This window comes from Pseudomonas sp. 91RF, assembly GCF_003576265.1.
Taxonomy (GTDB): domain Bacteria; phylum Pseudomonadota; class Gammaproteobacteria; order Pseudomonadales; family Pseudomonadaceae; genus Aquipseudomonas; species Aquipseudomonas kribbensis.
On sequence record NZ_QWFC01000034.1, the window covers coordinates 114311 to 133787 of the forward strand.

The 19477-nt window shown below is 60.2% G+C and carries 23 protein-coding genes and 1 tRNA gene; 18 read left to right on the forward strand and 6 right to left on the reverse strand.

Going from position 1 to position 19477, the window contains the following annotated elements:
• The first annotated feature begins 26 nt into the window (after positions 1-26).
• Positions 27-968, forward strand: coding sequence for a folate-binding protein YgfZ (locus DXT77_RS18945; RefSeq protein ID WP_119428753.1), 942 nt, complete (start codon positions 27-29; stop codon positions 966-968).
• Between the two features lie 35 nt (positions 969-1003).
• Positions 1004-1825, forward strand: coding sequence for an HDOD domain-containing protein (locus DXT77_RS18950; RefSeq protein ID WP_119428754.1), 822 nt, complete (start codon positions 1004-1006; stop codon positions 1823-1825).
• Between the two features lie 3 nt (positions 1826-1828).
• Here DXT77_RS18950 and DXT77_RS18955 read toward each other — a convergent pair whose 3' ends face one another.
• Together DXT77_RS18955 and DXT77_RS18960 are read right to left on the reverse strand one after the other, a co-directional pair.
• Positions 1829-3214, reverse strand: a complete 1386-nt coding sequence (locus DXT77_RS18955) for a sensor histidine kinase (RefSeq protein ID WP_119428755.1) — start codon at positions 3212-3214, stop codon at positions 1829-1831.
• Positions 3207-3878, reverse strand: coding sequence for a response regulator (locus DXT77_RS18960; protein WP_085710230.1), 672 nt, complete (start codon positions 3876-3878; stop codon positions 3207-3209). The genes DXT77_RS18955 and DXT77_RS18960 overlap by 8 nt, the downstream gene beginning before the upstream one ends.
• A 238-nt stretch (positions 3879-4116) precedes the next feature.
• Here DXT77_RS18960 and DXT77_RS18965 point away from each other — a divergent pair, with 238 nt between their 5' ends.
• Genes DXT77_RS18965 through DXT77_RS18985 form a run of 5 tightly spaced genes read left to right on the forward strand, consistent with a single transcriptional unit; the run spans position 4117 to position 9483 of the window.
• The gene (locus DXT77_RS18965) at positions 4117-5409 is read left to right on the forward strand and encodes an OprD family porin (protein ID WP_119428756.1); all 1293 of its coding nucleotides are present in this window, start codon (positions 4117-4119) and stop codon (positions 5407-5409) included.
• Positions 5410-5448: 39 nt separating this feature from the next.
• On the forward strand, positions 5449-6426 hold the full coding sequence (locus tag DXT77_RS18970) for a tripartite tricarboxylate transporter substrate binding protein (RefSeq protein WP_119428757.1): 978 nt from the start codon (positions 5449-5451) through the stop codon (positions 6424-6426).
• 58 nt (positions 6427-6484) lie between these two features.
• Complete coding sequence (locus tag DXT77_RS18975; RefSeq protein ID WP_119428786.1) at positions 6485-6943, forward strand: tripartite tricarboxylate transporter TctB family protein; 459 nt, start codon at positions 6485-6487, stop codon at positions 6941-6943.
• A gap of 1 nt (position 6944) precedes the next feature.
• Positions 6945-8459 (forward strand): tripartite tricarboxylate transporter permease, encoded by a 1515-nt coding sequence (locus DXT77_RS18980; RefSeq protein ID WP_119428758.1) that lies wholly within the window; start codon positions 6945-6947, stop codon positions 8457-8459.
• On the forward strand, positions 8452-9483 hold the full coding sequence (locus DXT77_RS18985) for an AbrB family transcriptional regulator (protein ID WP_119428759.1): 1032 nt from the start codon (positions 8452-8454) through the stop codon (positions 9481-9483). Before DXT77_RS18980 ends, DXT77_RS18985 begins: the two co-directional genes overlap by 8 nt.
• Positions 9484-9486: 3 nt before the next feature.
• On the opposite strand, the gene ung is transcribed toward DXT77_RS18985, so the two are convergent.
• Entirely contained in the window at positions 9487-10182 is a 696-nt protein-coding gene (gene ung / locus DXT77_RS18990; RefSeq protein WP_119428787.1) for a uracil-DNA glycosylase, read from the reverse strand.
• 132 nt (positions 10183-10314) lie between these two features.
• On the opposite strand from ung, the gene DXT77_RS18995 reads away from it, so the two are divergent.
• Positions 10315-11427 carry an enoyl-CoA hydratase/isomerase family protein gene (locus DXT77_RS18995; protein ID WP_119428760.1) on the forward strand — a complete coding sequence of 371 codons (1113 nt, stop codon included), beginning with the start codon at positions 10315-10317 and terminating at the stop codon, positions 11425-11427.
• 51 nt (positions 11428-11478) lie between these two features.
• Here DXT77_RS18995 and DXT77_RS19000 read toward each other — a convergent pair whose 3' ends face one another.
• Together DXT77_RS19000 and DXT77_RS19005 are read right to left on the reverse strand one after the other, a co-directional pair.
• Positions 11479-11880, reverse strand: coding sequence for a hypothetical protein (locus DXT77_RS19000; protein WP_096819427.1), 402 nt, complete (start codon positions 11878-11880; stop codon positions 11479-11481).
• 178 nt (positions 11881-12058) lie between these two features.
• Positions 12059-12322, reverse strand: a complete 264-nt coding sequence (locus DXT77_RS19005; protein ID WP_119428761.1) for a hypothetical protein — start codon at positions 12320-12322, stop codon at positions 12059-12061.
• A 207-nt stretch (positions 12323-12529) separates the two neighbouring features.
• Between DXT77_RS19005 and DXT77_RS19010 the strand changes: the two genes are divergently transcribed.
• The 10 genes from DXT77_RS19010 to DXT77_RS19055 all read left to right on the forward strand — a co-directional run bounded on the left by DXT77_RS19010 (position 12530) and on the right by DXT77_RS19055 (position 18815).
• On the forward strand, positions 12530-14017 hold the full coding sequence (locus DXT77_RS19010) for a sensor domain-containing diguanylate cyclase (RefSeq protein ID WP_119428762.1): 1488 nt from the start codon (positions 12530-12532) through the stop codon (positions 14015-14017).
• A 5-nt stretch (positions 14018-14022) separates the two neighbouring features.
• Entirely contained in the window at positions 14023-14241 is a 219-nt protein-coding gene (locus DXT77_RS19015) for a cysteine-rich CWC family protein (protein WP_119428763.1), read from the forward strand.
• A gap of 33 nt (positions 14242-14274) precedes the next feature.
• On the forward strand, positions 14275-14967 hold the full coding sequence (locus DXT77_RS19020) for a pseudouridine synthase (RefSeq protein WP_119428764.1): 693 nt from the start codon (positions 14275-14277) through the stop codon (positions 14965-14967).
• 312 nt (positions 14968-15279) lie between these two features.
• Positions 15280-16167, forward strand: a complete 888-nt coding sequence (locus tag DXT77_RS19025) for an alpha/beta fold hydrolase (RefSeq protein ID WP_085710215.1) — start codon at positions 15280-15282, stop codon at positions 16165-16167.
• A gap of 169 nt (positions 16168-16336) precedes the next feature.
• Positions 16337-16410 (forward strand) — tRNA-Gly (locus DXT77_RS19030).
• Positions 16411-16679: 269 nt separating this feature from the next.
• Entirely contained in the window at positions 16680-17090 is a 411-nt protein-coding gene (locus DXT77_RS19035; RefSeq protein ID WP_039772722.1) for a PaaI family thioesterase, read from the forward strand.
• A 223-nt stretch (positions 17091-17313) separates the two neighbouring features.
• Positions 17314-17493, forward strand: coding sequence for a type II toxin-antitoxin system HicA family toxin (locus tag DXT77_RS19040; protein ID WP_085710214.1), 180 nt, complete (start codon positions 17314-17316; stop codon positions 17491-17493).
• Positions 17494-17527: 34 nt separating this feature from the next.
• A complete protein-coding gene (locus DXT77_RS19045) occupies positions 17528-17935 on the forward strand; it encodes a type II toxin-antitoxin system HicB family antitoxin (RefSeq protein WP_085710213.1) in 408 nt (135 codons plus the stop codon).
• Between the two features lie 218 nt (positions 17936-18153).
• Complete coding sequence (locus DXT77_RS19050; protein ID WP_085683209.1) at positions 18154-18456, forward strand: type II toxin-antitoxin system HigB family toxin; 303 nt, start codon at positions 18154-18156, stop codon at positions 18454-18456.
• Positions 18456-18815 (forward strand): type II toxin-antitoxin system HigA family antitoxin, encoded by a 360-nt coding sequence (locus DXT77_RS19055; RefSeq protein ID WP_065257616.1) that lies wholly within the window; start codon positions 18456-18458, stop codon positions 18813-18815. The genes DXT77_RS19050 and DXT77_RS19055 overlap by 1 nt, the downstream gene beginning before the upstream one ends.
• Positions 18816-18895: 80 nt before the next feature.
• On the opposite strand, the gene DXT77_RS19060 is transcribed toward DXT77_RS19055, so the two are convergent.
• Entirely contained in the window at positions 18896-19264 is a 369-nt protein-coding gene (locus DXT77_RS19060) for a DUF6124 family protein (protein WP_119428765.1), read from the reverse strand.
• Positions 19265-19477: the final 213 nt, after the last annotated feature.

Consider the following 19477-nt stretch of genomic DNA (forward strand, 5'->3'; position numbering starts at 1 on the left):
CCAGTCTATTTACCCTGCGATGACCCATGGCCGATTCTGCTTTTTTCTGCACCCTGTCTCATGAAGGCGTTCTCGCGGTTCGCGGCGCGGATGCCGGCAAATTCCTGCAAGGCCAGTTGACCTGCAATATCAATTACCTGAGTGACGACCGGGCCAGCCTCGGCGCCCGTTGCACGCAGAAAGGCCGGATGCAGTCGAGTTTCCGCATTGTGCTCGAGGGTGACGGCGTGCTGCTGGCGATGGCCGGCGAACTGCTGGAGCCACAACTGGCGGATCTGAAAAAGTACGCGGTGTTTTCCAAATCGAAACTGACCGACGAAAGTGCCTCATGGGTGCGCTTCGGTCTGGAGCATGGGGACGCAGCCCTGAGCAGCCTGGGTCTGGAACTGCCGGCGGACACCGACAGCGTGGTTCGCCACGAAGGGCTGATCGCGATTCGCGTCTCCCCCGGCCGTGCCGAACTCTGGGTGCCAGCCGATCAGACCGACGCCATCAAAGGCAAGCTGTCTGCACAACTTACCGAAGCCGAACTCAATCAATGGCTGCTGGGCCAGATCCGTGCCGGTATCGGCCAGGTCATGCCGAGCACCCGCGAACTATTCATCCCGCAGATGCTCAATCTGCAGGCCGTCGGCGGCGTGAGCTTCAAGAAAGGCTGCTACACCGGCCAGGAAATCGTTGCGCGCATGCAGTACCTGGGCAAGCTCAAGCGTCGCCTGTACCGCGTGCAACTGGACGCCAGCGAATTGCCGGAGCCTGGCACCCCGCTGTTCGCCCCGAGCCACGGCAGTTCCATCGGCGAAGTGGTGTTGGCCGCCCGCGCCGAGAAAAATATTGAACTGCTGGCGGTGTTGCAGGCCGAAGCTGCCGACGCAGGCGATTTGCATCTGGGCACGGCCGAAGGTCCGGCGCTGCACTTGCTCGACCTGCCTTACGAACTGGATCGCGACCGCGAAATCCAGCGTTGATCGCAGCATTTGTTGCAACACCCTAGAGAAATGACATGAGTGATCTGGCGGATAAGGTCCAACAGGATTTGGTTGAGGCCATCGATAACGATGACCTGGTTCTGCCAACGTTACCGGAAGTGGCCCTGCAGATTCGCAAGGCCGCCGAAGACCCGGATATCAGCGTCAGCGACTTGAGCAAAGTGATCGGCCGTGACACGGCGCTGTCGGCGCGCCTGATCAAAGTGGTCAACAGCCCGCTGCTGCGCGCCACCCAGGAAGTCACCGACCTGCACACCGCGATCACCCGGCTGGGCGTCAACTACAGCAGTAACCTGGCGATCGGTCTGGTGATGGAACAGATCTTCCACGCCCGCTCCGAAGTGGTCGAACAGAAAATGCGCGAAGTCTGGCGCAAGAGTCTGGAAATCGCCGGGGTCAGCTACGCCCTGTGCCGTCGCTATACCCAACTCAAGCCCGATCAGGCTGCGCTGGGCGGACTGGTGCACCAGATTGGCGTGCTGCCGATCCTGACCTATGCCGAAGACCATTACGAACTGCTGTCCGACCCCGTCAGCCTCAATCATGTGATCGACCACATTCATCCGCTGATCGGCGACAAGTTGCTGCGGGTCTGGGAATTCCCGGAACGACTGGTTGAGTTGCCGGGGTTGTATCAGGATCTGAAACGCGAATCGCAGCAGGTCGACTACGTGGATCTGGTGCAAGTGGCCAGCCTGTATTGCCACAAGGACAGCGATCATCCCCTCGCCCGGATCGACCCGCTCAGCGTTCCGGCCTTTCGCAAGCTCGGGATCGACATCGACAACAAAGCGTTGTGCGCGGATCTGGAAGAATCGCGGTCGATGTTCTACTGAGTCTCAACCCGCGATAAAACTCACCCGCACCTTCAACCCCACCTGCTCGCCGTCATGCAGCGTGATCTGCGCCAGATGCGCGCGGCAGATTTCCCCGACGATCGCCAGACCCAGGCCGGAACCGGCGACCTGCTGATTGCGTCGGTAAAAACGCTCGAACACCCGGTCACGCTCATCCAGGGGAATGCCCGGGCCGTCGTCTTCAACCTCCAGCACCGCCGGCGACTTCACTCGCAGAATCACGTTGCCCCCCGACGGCGTGTGCGCCAGCGCGTTGTCCACCAGATTGCTCAGCAGTTCGTTGAGCAAGGTCGGCTCGCCGCGCAGCCAGACCGGTTCGTCCGCTTCCAGTGCCAACGCCACGCCGCGCGCATGAGCCAGCGGCGCCATGGCCATGCCCAGCTCCCGGGCCAACTGGCTCAGATCCAGTAACTGCGCACCGCCCTCGGCAATCGCCCGGGCGCCGTTTTCCACCCGGGCCAACGACAGCAACTGGTTGGCCAGATGGGTCAGGCGATCAGTACTTTGCGCCGATGATTCCAGCGTGTCGCGCCAGGTCTGCGGCTCGCTTGAGCGCAGGCCCAACTCAAGACGCGCCTTGAGCGCCGCCAGCGGCGTGCGCAGTTCGTGGGCCGCATCGGCGATGAATTGCGCCTGCCGCTCGAACTGTCCGCGCAGACGCTCGGTAAAGTGATTGAGCGCCCGCACCAGCGGCCACAATTCGTGCTGCACTTCCACCAACGGCAAGGGCCGTAGATCGTCGGGCTGACGCTCTTCGACCGCGGTGCGCAAACGCTCGATCGGACGCAATGCCGCGCTGACGGCAAACCACACCAGCAACAATGCTCCGATTGCCAACATGCCCAATCGCAGCAAAGTGTCGGCCGCCAGACTGCGGGCCATGCTGACGCGTGCTTCGTCGGTTTCGGCGACGCGGATTTCCGCCATACCGTTCATGTTCGGCTCGGTCACCGCTTTCAACAGACTGACGACGCGCACGTTCTGCCCCTGATACGTGGCGTTGTAAAAGCGCGCGAGTGCCGGATAGCTGTCGGTTCGCGGCGTCCCCGGCGGCGGGCCCGGCAGGTTTTCGTAGCCGGAAATCAGTTTCTGATGGATGTCGTTGACCTGGTAATAGATGCGTCCCGCACTGTCGTAGGCGAAGGTGTCGAGGGCCACGTAAGGCACGTCGGCACTGAGGCTGCCGTCACGCTGCGAAAGGCCGGCGGCGATGGTCCGGGCCGACGCCAGAAGTGTGCGGTCATAAGCGGTGTCGGCGGCTTCGCGACCGTTCCAGTAAGCGCTCAGGCCGCTGGCCAGCATCAACACCACCAGCAGCAGTGCAAGGTTCCACAGCAACCGCCAGCGCAGACTGCTGGGCTTATGCATCGCGGCTTTCCAGCAGATAACCCAGGCCACGGAAGGTCACGATGGCCACCGCATGGCCATCGAGTTTCTTGCGCAGGCGATGCACGTAGATTTCGATGGCGTCGGGACTGGCTTCTTCGTCGAGCCCGAAGACCTGGGAAGCCAGTTGCTCCTTGCTCATCACCCGACCAGGGCGGGCGATCAGCGCTTCGAGCACCGCTTGTTCGCGGGACGTCAGTGTCAGCAGTTCTTCACCGAGTGTGAAGCGCCGGGTCTCCAGGTCATAGGCCAAAACGCCACAGCGCTGGATGCGTTCGCCGCCAAGCACACTGCGACGCAGCAGGGCTTTGACCCGCGCCTCAAGCTCGGTCAGTTCGAACGGTTTGGCCAGATAATCGTCGGCGCCGAGGTTGAGCCCGTGGACCCGATCCTTGACGTCGCTGCGTGCGGTTAGCATCAGCACCGGCAGGTTCTTGCCCCGGGCCCGCAGACGCGCCAGCACTTCGAATCCGTCCATGCGCGGCAGGCCGACATCGAGGATTGCCATCGCGTATTCCTCGCTGCCCAGCGCCAGGTCGGCGGCCACGCCATCGTGCAGCACGTCCACGGTCAGACCGGTGCTTTTGAGCGCCTGGGCGACGCTTTCGGCCAGTTGCAGGTGGTCTTCGACGAGCAGAACACGCATGGATCTCTACCTCATTCAGGGATGGCCGGCGCCATTCTTTGCCGCGGAGTTTACAGCCGCAACCGCCGCTGTGAAGCCCGAAAACGCGTTAAACCCCGCTGAAAGGTTAGCGAAAGGTTTGGCCGATAGAGTCGGGTTACGGAATGTTTCGGCTTCCGTCGCTGCTGCCACACAGCGATACGAAAAACGCCTCGAAGCGTTTTCGACCAATAAGAACAATAAACGGAGTACACCCCGCATGCCGTCCTTGCAGACCAAGGCTCCTACGCCTGTCCGTCCTTCCCGTTTCAGCCACACCGCCCTTGCCAGTGCCGTCGCCCTCGCCGGTTTTGCACCGATGAGCTACGCCGATTTCATCGAAGACAGTTCCGCCACCTTCGAAACCCGCAACATGTATTTCAACCGCGACTTCCGCGACGGCACCAGTGCCCAGCAGTCCAAGCGCGACGAGTGGGCCCAGGGGTTCATGCTCAATCTGCAATCGGGCTACACCGACGGCACTGTGGGGTTCGGTGTCGATGCGTTGGGGATGTTGGGGGTCAAACTCGATTCGAGCCCGGACCGCACCGGCACCGGCCTGCTGCCGACCCACGATGACGGGCGCGCGGCAAACGAATACTCCAAGGTCGGCCTGACCGGCAAAGTGAAGATCTCCGCCACCGAACTGAAAATCGGCAGCCTGATTCCGGAACTGCCGATCCTCAAGCCGAACGACGGACGCATCCTGCCGCAGACTTTCGAAGGCGGTTTGCTGACCTCCAAAGAGATCAAGAACCTGACCTTCACCGGTGGACGCCTGGAGAAAGCCAAGGACCGCGACAGCACCGATTTCGAGGACATTGCCCTCAACAACAAGAACGGCCGTTTCGCCGGCACCGTCGCCGGCAAGCACTTCGACTTTGCCGGCGTGGACTACAAGTTCACCGACAAGATCACCGGCAGTTACCACTTCGCCCAGCTCGACGACGTCTACAACCAGCACTTCTTCGGACTGGTCGCCTCGCGGCCGATGGGCCCGGGCACCTTCGCCACCGACCTGCGTTTCGCCGTCAGTGACGATCAGGGCGCAGCCCGTGGCGGCAAGATCGACAACCGCTCCCTCAATGGTCTGGTCAGTTACGCCCTGAGCGGCCACAAGTTCACTGCCGGTTATCAGCACATGTCCGGCGACAGCGCGTTCCCGTATGTCGATGGCAGCGACCCGTACCTGGTCAACTTCGTGCAGATCAACGACTTCGCCGGCGCCGAAGAACGCTCCTGGCAGGCCCGTTACGACTTCGACTTCGCCAGACTCGGCATCCCCGGCCTGAGCTTCATGAGCCGCTACCTGAGCGGTGACAACATCAAGCTCAAAAACGGCGATGAGGGCAAAGAGTGGGAGCGCAACACCGAGATCAAATATGTAGTACAAAGCGGCGCCCTGAAGGACGTTGCCATGCGTTTGCGTAATGCCACTTACCGTTCCAACTACTCCGCTCGCGATGCCGATGAAGTGCGTCTGCTGGTGAGCTATAGCGTTGCCCTTTGGTAATTCAGTACGTCCATAACAACAACTCCCAAGGAGACATAGATGAACTTATCACTGCGTAAAGTCGCTCTGGCCGCTGGCGTCATGCTGTTCGCCGGTCAACTGATGGCTGAACCGAAACGTCCGGAATGCATCGCCCCGGCCTCCCCCGGCGGCGGTTTCGACCTGACCTGCAAACTGGCGCAAAGCGCGCTGGTCAACGAAAAGCTGCTGACCAAACCGATGCGCGTGACGTACATGCCCGGCGGCGTCGGCGCGGTGGCGTACAACGCCGTCGTGGCGCAGCGCCCGGCGGACGCGGGCACGCTGGTGGCCTGGTCCAGCGGTTCGCTGTTGAACCTGGCACAGGGCAAGTTCGGCCGTTTCGATGAAACCAATGTGCGCTGGCTGGCGGCCGTTGGCACCAGCTACGGTGCCATCGCGGTGAAAAGCGATTCGCCCTACAAGACCCTTGATGATCTCGTTCAGGCACTGAAGAAAGATCCGAGTGCCGTGGTCATCGGTTCCGGCGGCACCGTCGGCAGTCAGGACTGGATGCAGACCGCACTGATCGCCAAAGCCGCCGGGATCAACCCGCGCGACCTGCGTTACGTTGCCCTCGAAGGTGGCGGCGAGATCGCCACCGCCCTGCTCGGCGGCCACATCCAGGTCGGCAGCACCGACATCTCCGACTCCATGCCGCACATCCAGAGCGGTGACATGCGCCTGCTGGCCGTGTTCGCCGAAAACCGCCTCGACGAGCCGGAAATGAAAGGCATCCCGACCGCTCGCGAGCAAGGCTACGACATCGTCTGGCCGGTGGTTCGCGGTTTTTACCTCGGGCCGAAAGTCAGCGATGAAGACTACGCCTGGTGGAAAGGCGCCTTCGACAAACTGCTGGCTTCCGACGAGTTCGCCAAGCTGCGTGATCAGCGTGAACTGTTCCCGTTCGCCATGACCGGACCGGAGCTGGACACCTACGTGAAGAAGCAAGTCGCGGATTACAAAGTGCTGGCCAAAGAGTTCGGCCTGATCCAGTGATCGTCTCTGTCTAGCGGCCATGGCCTCGCGCATCGAGGTCGTGGCCCAGGAGTTCCTCATGCTGATTCAACGCATTTTTGCCTCGGTGTTGCTGCTGGCCTGTGCCGGCCTGGCACTGATGGCGTGGCCCTATCAGGCTGCGTTTTCCTACGAGCCGGTTGGCCCGCGGGCGTTTCCCCTGCTGATGCTTGGCCTGATGAGCCTGGCGCTGCTGTACATGGTGTTTCGCCCGGCACCGATCAAACACAGCGAAGACGAGCCGCCGCTGGATCGTGAAACCCTGACCAAGATCTCGATCTGCGTCGCCCTGCTGCTGGTGTTCGCCGGCTTGTTCGAACCGCTGGGCTTCATCCTCAGCAGCATTCTGATCGGCATCCCAATGGCGCGCCTGTATGGCGGCCGCTGGTTGCCCAGCATCGTGGTGACCACGCTGATGGCCATCGGTCTGTACCTGCTGTTCGACCGTCTGATGGACGTACCGCTGCCCCTCGGCCTGCTCGACGTTCTGGAGAACTGATATGGATACGCTCGGATATTTGGGACAGGGCTTCGGCGTCGCGCTGAGCCCGTACAACCTGGTCACCGCGCTGACCGGTACGCTGATCGGCACCGTGGTCGGCCTGTTGCCGGGCCTGGGCCCGATCAATGGTGTGGCACTGTTGATTCCGATCGCCTTCGCCCTTGGCCTGCCGCCGGAGTCGGCGCTGATCCTGCTGGCGGCGGTGTACCTGGGCTGCGAATACGGCGGCCGGATCAGTTCGATCCTGCTGAACATTCCCGGCGAAGCCTCCACCGTGATGACCACCCTCGATGGTTACCCGATGGCCCGCCAGGGTCTGGCCGGGGTCGCGCTGTCGCTGTCGGCGTGGAGCTCGTTCATCGGTGCGTTCATCGCCACTTGCGGCATGGTGCTGTTCGCCCCGCTGCTGGCGAAATGGGCGATTGCCTTCGGGCCCGCGGAATATTTCGTACTGATGGTGTTCGCGATTGTCTGCCTCGGCGGCATGGCCGGCGACCGACCGCTGAAGACGTTCATTGCGGCGTTGATCGGTCTGTTCTTGTCCAGCGTCGGCATCGACGCCAACAGCGGCGTGTACCGTTTTACCGGCGACAACATTCACCTGACCGACGGCATTCAGTTCGTGGTGCTGGTGCTGGGCCTGTTCTCGATCAGCGAAATCCTTCTGCTGCTGGAGAAAACCCATCGCGGCCAGGAAGCGGTGAAAGCCACCGGGCGGATGATGTTCAACTTCAAGGAAGCGGCGTCGGTGTTCGTGGTGAACATCCGTTGCGGCCTGCTCGGTTTCATCATGGGCGTATTGCCCGGCGCCGGCGCGACCCTGGCCAGCGCCGTGGCCTACATGACCGAGAAACGCATCGCCGGTACCGACGGCAAATTCGGTGAAGGTGACAAGCGCGGTCTCGCCGCCCCGGAAACCGCCATCGGCGCATCCGCCTGCGGCGCGCTGGTGCCGATGCTGACCCTCGGCGTTCCGGGTTCGGGCACCACGGCGGTGATGATCGGCGCGCTGTCGCTGTACAACATCACCCCGGGCCCGCTGCTGTTCCAGCAACAACCGGACATCGTCTGGGGCCTGATCGCCTCGCTGTTCATCGCCAACATCATGCTGGTGATCCTGAACATCCCGATGATCCGCATCTTCACCCGCATCCTCGCCGTGCCGAACTGGGCGCTGGTGCCGGTGATCGCGATCATTACCGGGATCGGCGTGTACGCGGTGCATGCAACCACGTTCGACCTGTTCCTGATGGTCGGCATCGGCATCTTCGGCTACATCCTGCGCAAGCTGGATTTCCCGCTGTCGCCAGTCCTGCTGGGGTTCATCCTCGGTGGCCTGATGGAGCAGAACCTGCGTCGTGCGCTGTCGATCTCCAACGGTGCGCTGGAAATCCTCTGGTCGAGCCCGATCACCTTCGGTGTCTGGGTGCTGACCGCACTGATGCTGGCGTTCCCGCTGCTGCGCATCTGGCGCCGTCGCTCCGCTGCCCGGAACGCGATTGCCGATGTTTGATCGCTCCTCGTTGAAACAGTGGTGGGGAACCCCGCTGGTCGGTCTGCTTGGCGGTTTCATCGCCAGCCAGATCGGCTGGCCGCTGCCGTGGATGGTCGGCTCGTTGCTGGCGATCATCCTGGTGCGCTGCCTGACCCCGTGGCAACTCACCGAAATCCCTGGCGGCCGCAAGTGCGGCCAGTGGATCGTCGGGATCGGCATCGGCCTGCACTTCACCCCGCTGGTAATGGAACAGGTGCTGAGCCACTTCGGCCTGATCTTCTTCGGGGCGCTGGTCACCAGCCTGTCGGCGGTGGTCGGCGTGTGGCTGATGCGCCGCACCGGCGAGGATCGCGCCACGGCGTTTTTCTCCAGCATGCCCGGCGGTTCCGGCGAGATGGTCAACCTCGGCGCACGCAACGGCGCGATGCTCAGCCATGTCGCGGCCGGGCAGAGTCTGCGGGTGCTGGTGGTGGTGCTGTGTGTGCCGGCGGCGTTCAAATATCTGCTGGGCGATGGAGCCCCGATTTCTCACGCCGGCAGCGTCGACTGGCGCTGGCTGGCGATTCTGTTTCCGGCGGGCGGCTTGCTCGCGTGGCTCTGGCAACGCCTGCGCCAGCCCAATCCGTGGCTGTTCGGGCCGTTGCTGGTCAGCGCGGCGGTGAGCATCGGCTGGGATCTGCATATCGGTCTGCCCAACGGCGGGAGCCAGATTGGTCAGTGGCTGATCGGCAGCGGACTGGGCTGCCACTTCAACCGGCAGTTCTTCCGCCGCGCGCCGTCGTTCATGGGGCGCACGTTGATCGGTACGGCGCTGACCATGTTGATAGCGACACTGGCGGCGTTGGGACTGAGTGCAATGACCCATCTGGATCTGCGTTCGCTGACCCTGGGCATGATGCCCGGCGGGATCGCCGAGATGAGCCTGACGGCGGAAACCCTGCAACTGTCGGTGCCGCTGGTGACGGCGATGCAGGTGATGCGGCTGTTGTTCGTGTTGTTTCTGGCGGAACCGTTGTTCAAATACTGGAACCGCCAGCCCTGAGTTTCAGACCACCGACGGCAGGCGCCACTCGATCGGCGCTTCGCCGTTCTGCTCGAGGAACTTGTTGGTACGACTGAAGTGCCCGCAACCGAGGAAGCCGCGATAGGCCGACAGCGGCGACGGGTGCACCGAAGTCAGCACCAGATGCTTGGTGGCGTCGATCAGCTTCTGCTTGCTCTGGGCATGGGAGCCCCACAGCATGAACACCAGATGCGGCTGCCGCTGGCTGACCACTTCGATGATCCGGTCAGTGAAAAACTGCCAGCCCTTGTCCTTGTGCGCGTTGGCATTGGCGCGCTCGACGGTCATGGTGGTGTTGAGCATCAACACGCCCTGATCGGCCCAGCTCTGCAGATAGCCATGGTTGGGGATGTCGATGTTCAGGTCGCGCTTCAACTCTTTGTAGATGTTGACCAGCGACGGCGGCGCCGGCACGCCCGGTTGCACCGAGAAGCACAAGCCGTGGGCCTGGCCCGGGCCGTGGTACGGGTCCTGGCCGAGAATGACCACTTTTACCTTGTCCAGCGGCGTCGAGTTCAGTGCATTGAAAATCAGCGGTCCCGGCGGATAGATTTCCTTGCCGGCCGCCCGCTCCTGCTGCAAAAAAGTGCGCAACTCTGCCATGTAGGGCTGGTCGAACTCAGCACGCAATGCCTCCTTCCAGCTCGGTTCGAGTTTGATACGGTCGTCAACAGTCATGGTCATACCCGGCAAAAACAATGGGGCGAACCCTAGGAAAGCCGACCACGCTTGTCAATTGATCTGACGCAGATCCGGCACTTTCCCACACAGCGATCATACTGATCGTTCAAATTCCCGATCGAGGTCACGATGAATCTGCACTTCGAAGAACTGACCAGCACCGACGGCGCGCGCATCGGCGTGGCCACTCTGGATGCCGAAAAGTCGCTCAATGCGCTGTCCCTGCCGATGATTCACGCCCTGAGCGACAGACTGAACGCCTGGGCCAAGGATCCACAAATCGTCTGCGTGCTGCTGCGCGGCAATGGCGCCAAGGCCTTCTGTGCCGGCGGCGAGGTGCGCAGCCTGGTGGAAGCCTGTCGCGCCCATCCCGGCGAGGTGCCGCCGCTGGCCGCGCAGTTTTTTAACGCGGAATACCGTCTCGACTACAGCCTGCACACCTACCCGAAACCGTTGATCTGCTGGGGTCATGGTTATGTGCTCGGCGGCGGCATGGGCCTCTTGCAAGGTGCGCACATCCGGATCGTCACGCCGAGCAGTCGTCTGGCGATGCCGGAGATCAGCATCGGCCTGTACCCGGATGTCGGTGCCAGTTGGTTCCTGTCGCGCCTGCCGGGCAAGCTCGGTTTGTTTCTCGGACTGACCGGCGCGCACATGAATGGTCGCGATGCGCTCGATCTGGACCTGGCCGACCGCTTCCTGCTCGACGAGCAGCAACAGGAACTGATCGATGGTTTGCTGCAACTGAACTGGCAGGAACAGACCGCGATGCAGCTCAACAGCCTGCTCAAGGCGTTGCAGCAGGAAGCTGTGGCGCAAATGCCTGAGGCACAATGGCTGCCGCGTCGTCAGGCAATCGATGATCTGCTGGATGTCAGCGACGTGACCTGTGCCTGGAAAGCCATCAGCCTGCAACGGGACAGCAACGACCTGTTGATTGCCCGGGCAGCGAAAACCATGAGCGAAGGTTCGCCACTGACCGCGCATCTGGTCTGGGAACAGATCGTCCGCGCTCGCCACTTGTCACTGGCCGAAGTCTTTCAGATGGAATACACCCTGAGCCTCAATTGCTGCCGGCATCCGGAGTTCAGCGAAGGGGTTCGCGCGCGATTGATCGACAAGGATCACAAACCGCACTGGCATTGGCCGGACATCACGCGGGTCCCGGAAGCGGTGGTCGAGGCGCACTTTCACAAGGTCTGGGAGGGAAGGCATCCGTTGGCGGATCTCTCCAGTTACTGAAATTCGGGCATAAAAAAAGCGGCGCTCAATGCGCCGCTTTTTTGCGGGGGGTTACCAGCGGTTACCGCGCCAGTGATCGCCGCGTCCGCTGTGACGGTCATAGTCGCCACGACCGCGGTGATCGTCCCAGCCACCACGACGGTGGCCATCCCAGCGTCCGCGATCATCGCCGTGCCAGCGGCGGCTCTCGTAGTAGCGCGGGGCCGGTTGGTAGTACCGGGGCGCCGAGTAATAACGTGGCGCCGGTTGGTAATAGCGTGGTGCTGGCTGGTAATAACGCGGGGCCGAGTAATAGGTGCTGCCACCGCTGTAATAAGTGCCACCGCTGTTGTAGTACGACGGAGATTGGGAGGTGTAGACCTCTGAGGTGTAGTAGCCGTCTCCGTAGGAGTAAGGGACGCAACCGCCAATCGAAAAAAGCATCACGGCAAGCAGTAGAATTCGGCGATACATGGCGGCCTCCTGGACCGCGGGTAGCCACACCAGCGACGCTGGCAGGCGACAGTCTTTCATTCGGCGACTGACGAAACATCTGACAGCGTTTTCGGAATCTGGTGCGTTTCAGTAACAACTTGAAACAAGTGATTCATGAAATCTTGTTCATCCGCAAACGCTGCCATTCAGCCGCTGATTAGTGGTGTCCACCGTGGTATCCACCGCCGTGATAACCCCGTCCGTAACCGCCGCGATAGCCATAGCCGCCGTAGTAATAGCGGCCGCCACCGTAGTAGCGCGGGCCGTAATAGCCACCGTAGTAATAGGGCGAGTAATAGCCGGGATAGTAATAAGGCGGGGAGTAAACGTCGTAGCCGCCACCGTAGTAATAACAGCCGGACAGCCCCAGACCGAGCACCGCTCCCAGCAGCACCCGACGCAGCAATTTTGCAGTACTCATGACGGCCTCCTGGAAGACCTGTGACAGCAGTCGGCACAGACCGGCTGACAACAGATTTGACTGGCTGACCGCTGCCGAGTGCCAACGTCCAGCGCCCGTCGGATCAGCGGCGCAACAGGCTGCTCATTTCAGGCAAATATGCCGCAACCTTTTCCCCGTCACTGCCACTAGAATGCTGCCATCGGGCCACCGTCAACGGAATTGCCAATGCCGCTCAGATCTGCGTTTTACTCCCAACGTTCGCTGGTATTGACGCTGGTCGCCCTTCTCGGCGCAGGCTTCCTCGCCACCTCGCTGCTCAGCTACTACGCCTCGCGGGCCTCGATCCGCGACAACATCGTCAACACGGAACTGCCGCTGACTTCCGACACCGTCTATTCGGAAATTCAGAAAGACCTTGTCAGACCGATCCTGATTTCCTCGATGATGTCCCGCGACACCTTCATGCGCGACTGGGTCGTGAACGGCGAGAAAGACAGCGATCAGATGACCCGCTACCTCGACGAGGTCATGACCCACTATGGCGCCTACACCGCGTTCTTCGTCTCCAACAGCAGTCACACCTACTACCACGCCAAGGGTGTGCTCAAGCAGGTGAAGATCGACGAGCCGCGCGACGCCTGGTATTTCCGTGTGCGCGACATGAAAGATCCCTACGAGATCAACGTCGACCCGGACCTGGCCAACAAAGACAACATGACCTTTTTCATCAACTACAAGGTCTTCGATTACAACGATCGCTTCATCGGCGCCGCCGGCGTGGGACTGACCGTGGATGCGGTGATCAAGCTGATCGACAAGTACCAGCAGCGCTATCAACGCAGCGTTTACTTCGTCGACACATTTGGCCGACTGGTACTGACCGGCGCCGAAGGCGGGCCGGAAGGTGCGCGGGTCGGGAAAAGCCTGACGGATCTCGACAGCATGAAAGGTCTGGTCAGCCAGCTACCCAAGCCCCACAGCGGCAGTTACGAATATTCCGCCCACGGCCAGGGACATTTCCTCAACGTGCGGTTTATTCCGGAGCTGAACTGGTACCTGTTCGTCGATAAACGCGAAGACGGTGCACTGAGCGAGATTCGCCAGTCGCTGTACCTCAATCTGCTGATCTGCCTGCTGGTGACGTTGATCGTGCTGGCACTGGTCAATCGCCTGATCAAACGCTATCAGGACAAGATCCACGCCCAGGCAACCCTCGACAGCCTGACCGAACTGCCCAACCGCCGGGGCTTCGATCTGCTTGCCGTACAAGCCCTGCACGAAGCCCACCGCGAGCCGAAACCGCTGACGGCGTTGCTGCTGGATCTGGATCACTTCAAGGTGTTGAACGACACCTACGGACACATGGCCGGCGATCAGGTTTTGATCGGTTTCGCCCGGGACCTGCAAAGCTGCCTGCGGCATTCCGACATCGTCTGCCGTTGGGGTGGTGAGGAATTTATCGTTCTGCTGAAGGACACTGACGGTGAGACCGGTCAGAAGATTGCCGAGAAGATCCGCCAGCACGTCGAACAGCATGAATATGCCTACAACGGTCACACCCTGAATCTGACGGTCAGCATCGGAGCCACCACCCTGCAACGGGATGACACCTTGCACAGCCTGCTGTCCCGGGCCGATCATGCGATGTACCGGGCCAAACAGACCGGCCGCAATCGCATCTGCGTGGAAATGCATCAATCGACCTATGCCTGAGCCCCATGAACAAACCTGACCTCTGCCCGGCCTGCGGCGCACGCAACGACTGCACCCTGGCCGACCCGCGCACCGCCGACCGCGCCTGCTGGTGCTACGGCGTGTCCATTGACCCGGCGGTGCTCGAAGCCCTGCCCGCAGAACTGCGCAACCAATCCTGTCTGTGCCCGAGTTGCGCCCGGGTCGAGGCGCAACTGCAAGCGGCAAAGCCATCGATCCCGTAAGATGCGCGCCCCGCTCTCTGCCGATTCCTGATCATGCGTGTCGACCGTTTCCTCAGTAACCTGCCCCGCTTCAATCGCAAGCAGGTTCGCCTGTTGCTGGTGGAAAAGCGCGTGCGCATTGACGGAAAAGTCGTCAGCGATCCCCACAGTGAAGTCCTGGAATTCAGCCGCGTCGAAGTCGACGACGAAGTGCTGCAAACGGGGAAACCGGCGCGCTACTTCATGCTGCACAAACCCCGGGGCTGCGTCAGCGCCACCCGCGATCCCGAGCATCCGACCGTGCTCGACCTGATCCTTGAGCCGGACAAGGACGACCTGCACATCGCCGGGCGTCTGGACTTCAACACCACCGGGCTGATGCTGATCACCAATGACGGCAGCTGGTCTCGGCGCCTGACCCAGCCGCAAACCAAACTGCCGAAGGTCTATTACGTCGAGACCGAACAGGACATCGGCCCGGAATATGCGATCAAGTTTGCCGAAGGGATCTACTTCGCCTTCGAGGACCTGACCACCCAACCGGCGCAGCTGGAAGTGCTCGGCCCACGAACGGCACGGCTGAGCATCGTCGAGGGTCGCTACCATCAGGTGAAGCGCATGTTCGGTCACTTCAACAACAAGGTGCTGCGCCTGCACCGCGAATCCATGGGCCTGCTGCACCTGGATAACGCGCTAAAACCGGGCGAATACCGCGCCCTGCGCACCGAAGAGATCCATTTGTTCTAAGCCGCCGACCGCTCAGCAGAAGTTGTCGAACAATTTACCAACGGCACTTGCGCGATCCGGATCCCCCTGCTTGAATCAGGACGTCGGCCAAATTGTGACCGATGAGTCACACATTGCATCCAAGAAACCTTTTGCCGGTAGAGAGCCCTCAGGGCTCCGCCTCAGCCGGCAGATTGCCCGCCAATAACAATACCCGTCGACCTGCCGTTCCGGATCGACATGGGCTCCAAAATTCCAGGCGTATGCCTACCTGTCACAAAGCTCGTGCAATCTCTATTTGCGCGCATACCCGCTTGCCAGGAGTCTTATGACATGAGGCCAGAAATCGCTGTGCTGGATATACAGGGTCAGTATCGGGTTTACACGGAGTTCTATCGCGCAGACGCCGCGGAAAAGACCATTATTCTGGTCAACGGCTCGATGGCCACGACTGCGTCGTTTGCACAGACCGTGAAAAATCTGCACCCGCAATTCAACGTGGTTTGCTACGACCAGCCCTACGCGGGCAGGTCGAAAATCCACAATCGCCACGAGAAACATCTGACGAAAGAAGTCGAAGGCCTGATCCTGCTGGAGCTGATCGACCACTTCGCCGCCGAACATGTGCTGTCGTTTTCCTGGGGCGGCGCCGCGACCATGGTCGCTCTCGCGCACCAGCCCCGGCGCATCGAAAAAGCCGTGATCAGCTCGTTCTCTCCGGTGGTCAACGCGCACATGCTCGACTACCTGGAGCGCGGCGTCGAATGCCTCGGCAAACGCGACGGCGACCGGGTCGGCCATCTGGTCAACAACACCATCGGCAAGCACCTGCCGTCACTGTTCAAGCGCTTCAACTATCGCCACGTCAGCAGCCTCGCCGAGCACGAATACGGGCAGATGCACTTTCACATCAGCAACGTGCTGAACAGTGATCGCCAGTGCTACCTGAACGCGGCGAAAAAGATCAACGTGCCGGTGCTGTTCATGAACGGCGAATGGGACGAATACACCGCCGCCGAAGATGCCCGGCTGTTCGGCAACCACGTGGCGCAAAGCACCTTCACCACCCTGCAGGCCACCGGGCACTTCCTCGACATGGAACACAAGTCCGCTTGCCGGGACAGCCAGAACGCCCTGCTCGGCTTCCTGAAACCTGCACAGCAGCCTATCAGCCGAACGCGTCACCCGTTTACTCAGGATCACCATGCATTGGCCGTTTGAAACAGTGTCGTCGCGAGCAAGCCTGCGGGTCTGAGATAAAGCCGTCCTCCAGCCCGCAGCGCTTGCCCGCGATTGACCGATCCGGCTCTGATTCAGGCTTTTCCGCTCGCCACACGCAAAGAAAACTTCAAATCCGTGGCCGAGTCTGGTACAAAGTCAGCCGCTCTGAGCGGGTGTCGTATAATGGCATTACTCCAGCTTCCCAAGCTGATAACGAGGGTTCGATTCCCTTCACCCGCTCCAATCGAATTCATGTCCTGCGTCGTGGTTTGACGGGGGATGCGCAAACAGAAAAACCGGCCTTGATGGCCGGTTTTTTTGTGTCTGGGGTTTGAGTTTTCATCGGTAAATCCAAAGATCGTTACCGTCGGCGCCATCGTGATCAGCTTATCGCTGCAAATTCCGCATACGTATGATCCTTCTCCGACGGCGAAGTCAGGTTTAAACCCTCATAAGCAACGCTCCGTTTTCAGGCCAAAGAAGCCGGTAACCAACCGGCACAGGGATTGACCATGAACGACACTGCTATTCCCGAGGGCTTCACTCCGCTGACCCGCAGCAGTCCGCTGCTCGACTTGCTTGGCCCGATCTATACCAGAGGCAGCGGCCTGCAACTTGAAATCGGTCTGCGGACAGACTCACGACATGCCAATGGACGGGGCACGTTGCATGGCGGTGTATTGGCGACATTGGCGGACGTCGGCATGGGTTACGCCATGGCATTCTCCAGCGACCCTCCCCTGCCATTGATCACGGCGAGCATGACCCTGGACTATCTCAGCGCGGTGCAGATCAATGAGTGGCTCGAGGTACGCGTTGAGCACTCCAAGAAAGGACGGCAACTGGCGTTTGCCACTGTCGGGTTGCATGTCGGTGATCGAATGGTTGCCCGTGCCAGCGCAGTGTTCGCTGTGCCGCAGTAGTACCCCACCCGAATCCAAGCGGTCTTGATGACCGGTTTTTTGTGCCAGTTTCATTTCGCAGCAACGGCCTGCAATACACTCCCCATCCCGCTGAAGTATCCCCCCCTAGACTCCTTCGTGAACACCAGCCCCATCAAAGGACGATGACCGCTCGGTGGTGATAGTGTTGATCGAGAAAAAATCGTGGGTATAGTACCCACCAAGCACACCACAAGGAGGTGTTGTGAACAGCCGTTTTCTAATTGGCCAGCTCGTCGCAGACGGTTGGTATCTGGTGCGCATCAGGGGCAGTCACCATCACTTCAAGCATCCGACCAAACCTGGTCTGGTCACAGTGCCTCACCCGAAGAAGGATCTGCTCAAGAAAACGGCCATCAGCATTTTGCAACAGGCGTTGCTTTGACTCGTTCGGTCAACTGCGCCGTGGAGGACGACATATGCTTTACCCGATCGCGATTTCAGTGGGTGATGAAGGGCATGCCTGGGGAGTGGAGGTGCCGGATATTCCGGGCTGCTTCTCCGCTGGAGATGACCTGGACGACGCAATGGCCATGGCTCGCGAAGCCATCGAAGGCCATTTCGAGATTCTGGCCGAGGACGGTTCCCCGATCCCGCCAGCCAACAAGGTCACGCTGCATGCCGCCAATCCAAAATACGCTGGCTGCACGTGGGCGTTGGTGGACATCGATGTAACCAAATACCTGGGCAAAGCCCAGAAACTCAACATCACATTACCGGGCTACCTGCTGAACCGTATTGATGAATACGTGTTGCACCACCCGGAAGAGAAAAGCCGCTCCGGATTCCTGGCCTCGGCGGCGCTCAAGGTGTTGCAGCAAGGTTGAAGCTAAATTGAGAAACCGGTCCTGATGACCGGTTTTTTAATGTCCGTTTTTGATGAGCCCTCAGGCCGTCATTCCTTGATAAATAATTCAGATCACATGCTTCAACGTGGGCCCCTACGCTTACGACAAAGCGACTCACCCGCTTTGCTCAATGGATATCAGAGATTGCATCTCTGTTAGGCGAAGACTACTATCTCCCAAAACGGGAGGAGGCATGGATGCGGATAATTGCAAGAGCAACCTTGCGGGAATTTTGGGAGAGCAATCCAGCTCATCTTGATTCCCAGACCCCGCTGGTTGAATGGTATCGCCATATGGAAAAGGCCCTCTACCGCACGCCACAAGAGATCAAGGCCGAGCTCAGAACAGCCAGCATCCTCAAGGGTGCAAGGGTTGTCTTCAATATCGGTGGAAACAAATATCGAGTGATTCTGGCAATTGATTACCAGCGGCAGCTTGGCTTCATCCGGTTCGTCGGCACCCATGCCCAGTATGACCAGATCAACGCGGAGACCGTGTAATGAACATCAAGCCAATTCGTAGCCAGGAAGATCTGGCTGCGGCGTTGACACGAGTAGAACAGCTCTGGGGAGCCGAGATCGGCTCGGCTGAAGGTGATGAACTGGAAATCCTCGTGCTACTCATCGAGAAGTACGAAGAAGAACATTACCCAATACCGCCGTCTGATCCGATTGAGGCAATTAAATTTCGCATGGAACAGCAAGGCCTGACTCCGCGTGATCTGGAGCCTTTCATTGGTACCAGCGGACGCGTGTCAGAAGTACTGAACCGCAAACGAAAATTGAGCCTGTCGATGATCAAACGCCTTCACGATGGATTGCGAATTCCTTATGAAAGTTTGCTTTCGGGCGTTTCCTGACAGAAATCATCCAGGGATACGAAAACCAAAAAACCGGTCGCGATGACCGGTTTTTTTATGCCTGCCAGAACAGCTGCAATTCAGCGCTTCACCTCAACATGATCCAGCGCCTGATTCACCGCCAATTCCCCCAGCATCACGACCTGCGCGATCCCCAGTGCTGTCTTGCGATGGGACGGATCGAGCACGGCGGCGAAGTTGCTGAGCATTTCGCTGGCCGAGCCCAGGGATTCGCAGGCGTTGGCGAGCAGGGATTCGGTGTTGTAGGCCGGGTTGGCGAGGAACATCGGTTCAGGCTGGTTGGTCGTGCCCATGACATGGGCGCCGGGGCAGAGGTAGTGATCGAGGGCGCGGTTGGCGGCGTCGTTGAGTTTTCTGGAGTCGATTGAGGTGTAGGGGGAGGTTGGATCGGTTTCGACTTCGGGTGGATTCGGCGTTGGTTTGAACATGATTTCATCTCTCAAAGTACAAGTTTGAGCTGACCCATTCGGTTCCACGCGAAAGGAGGCAGCTGTACGCAGGTTGGAACCCGGGGAGAGACAACCCGGCAGACCCGAAGGTCTCCCGCGCACAGCCGCCATAACAGAGTGCACACATTCAAGGTGCGCAGCATACGTCATGAATAACGATTGTACGTTCCAACTCTCCTCGGGGTTCCAATC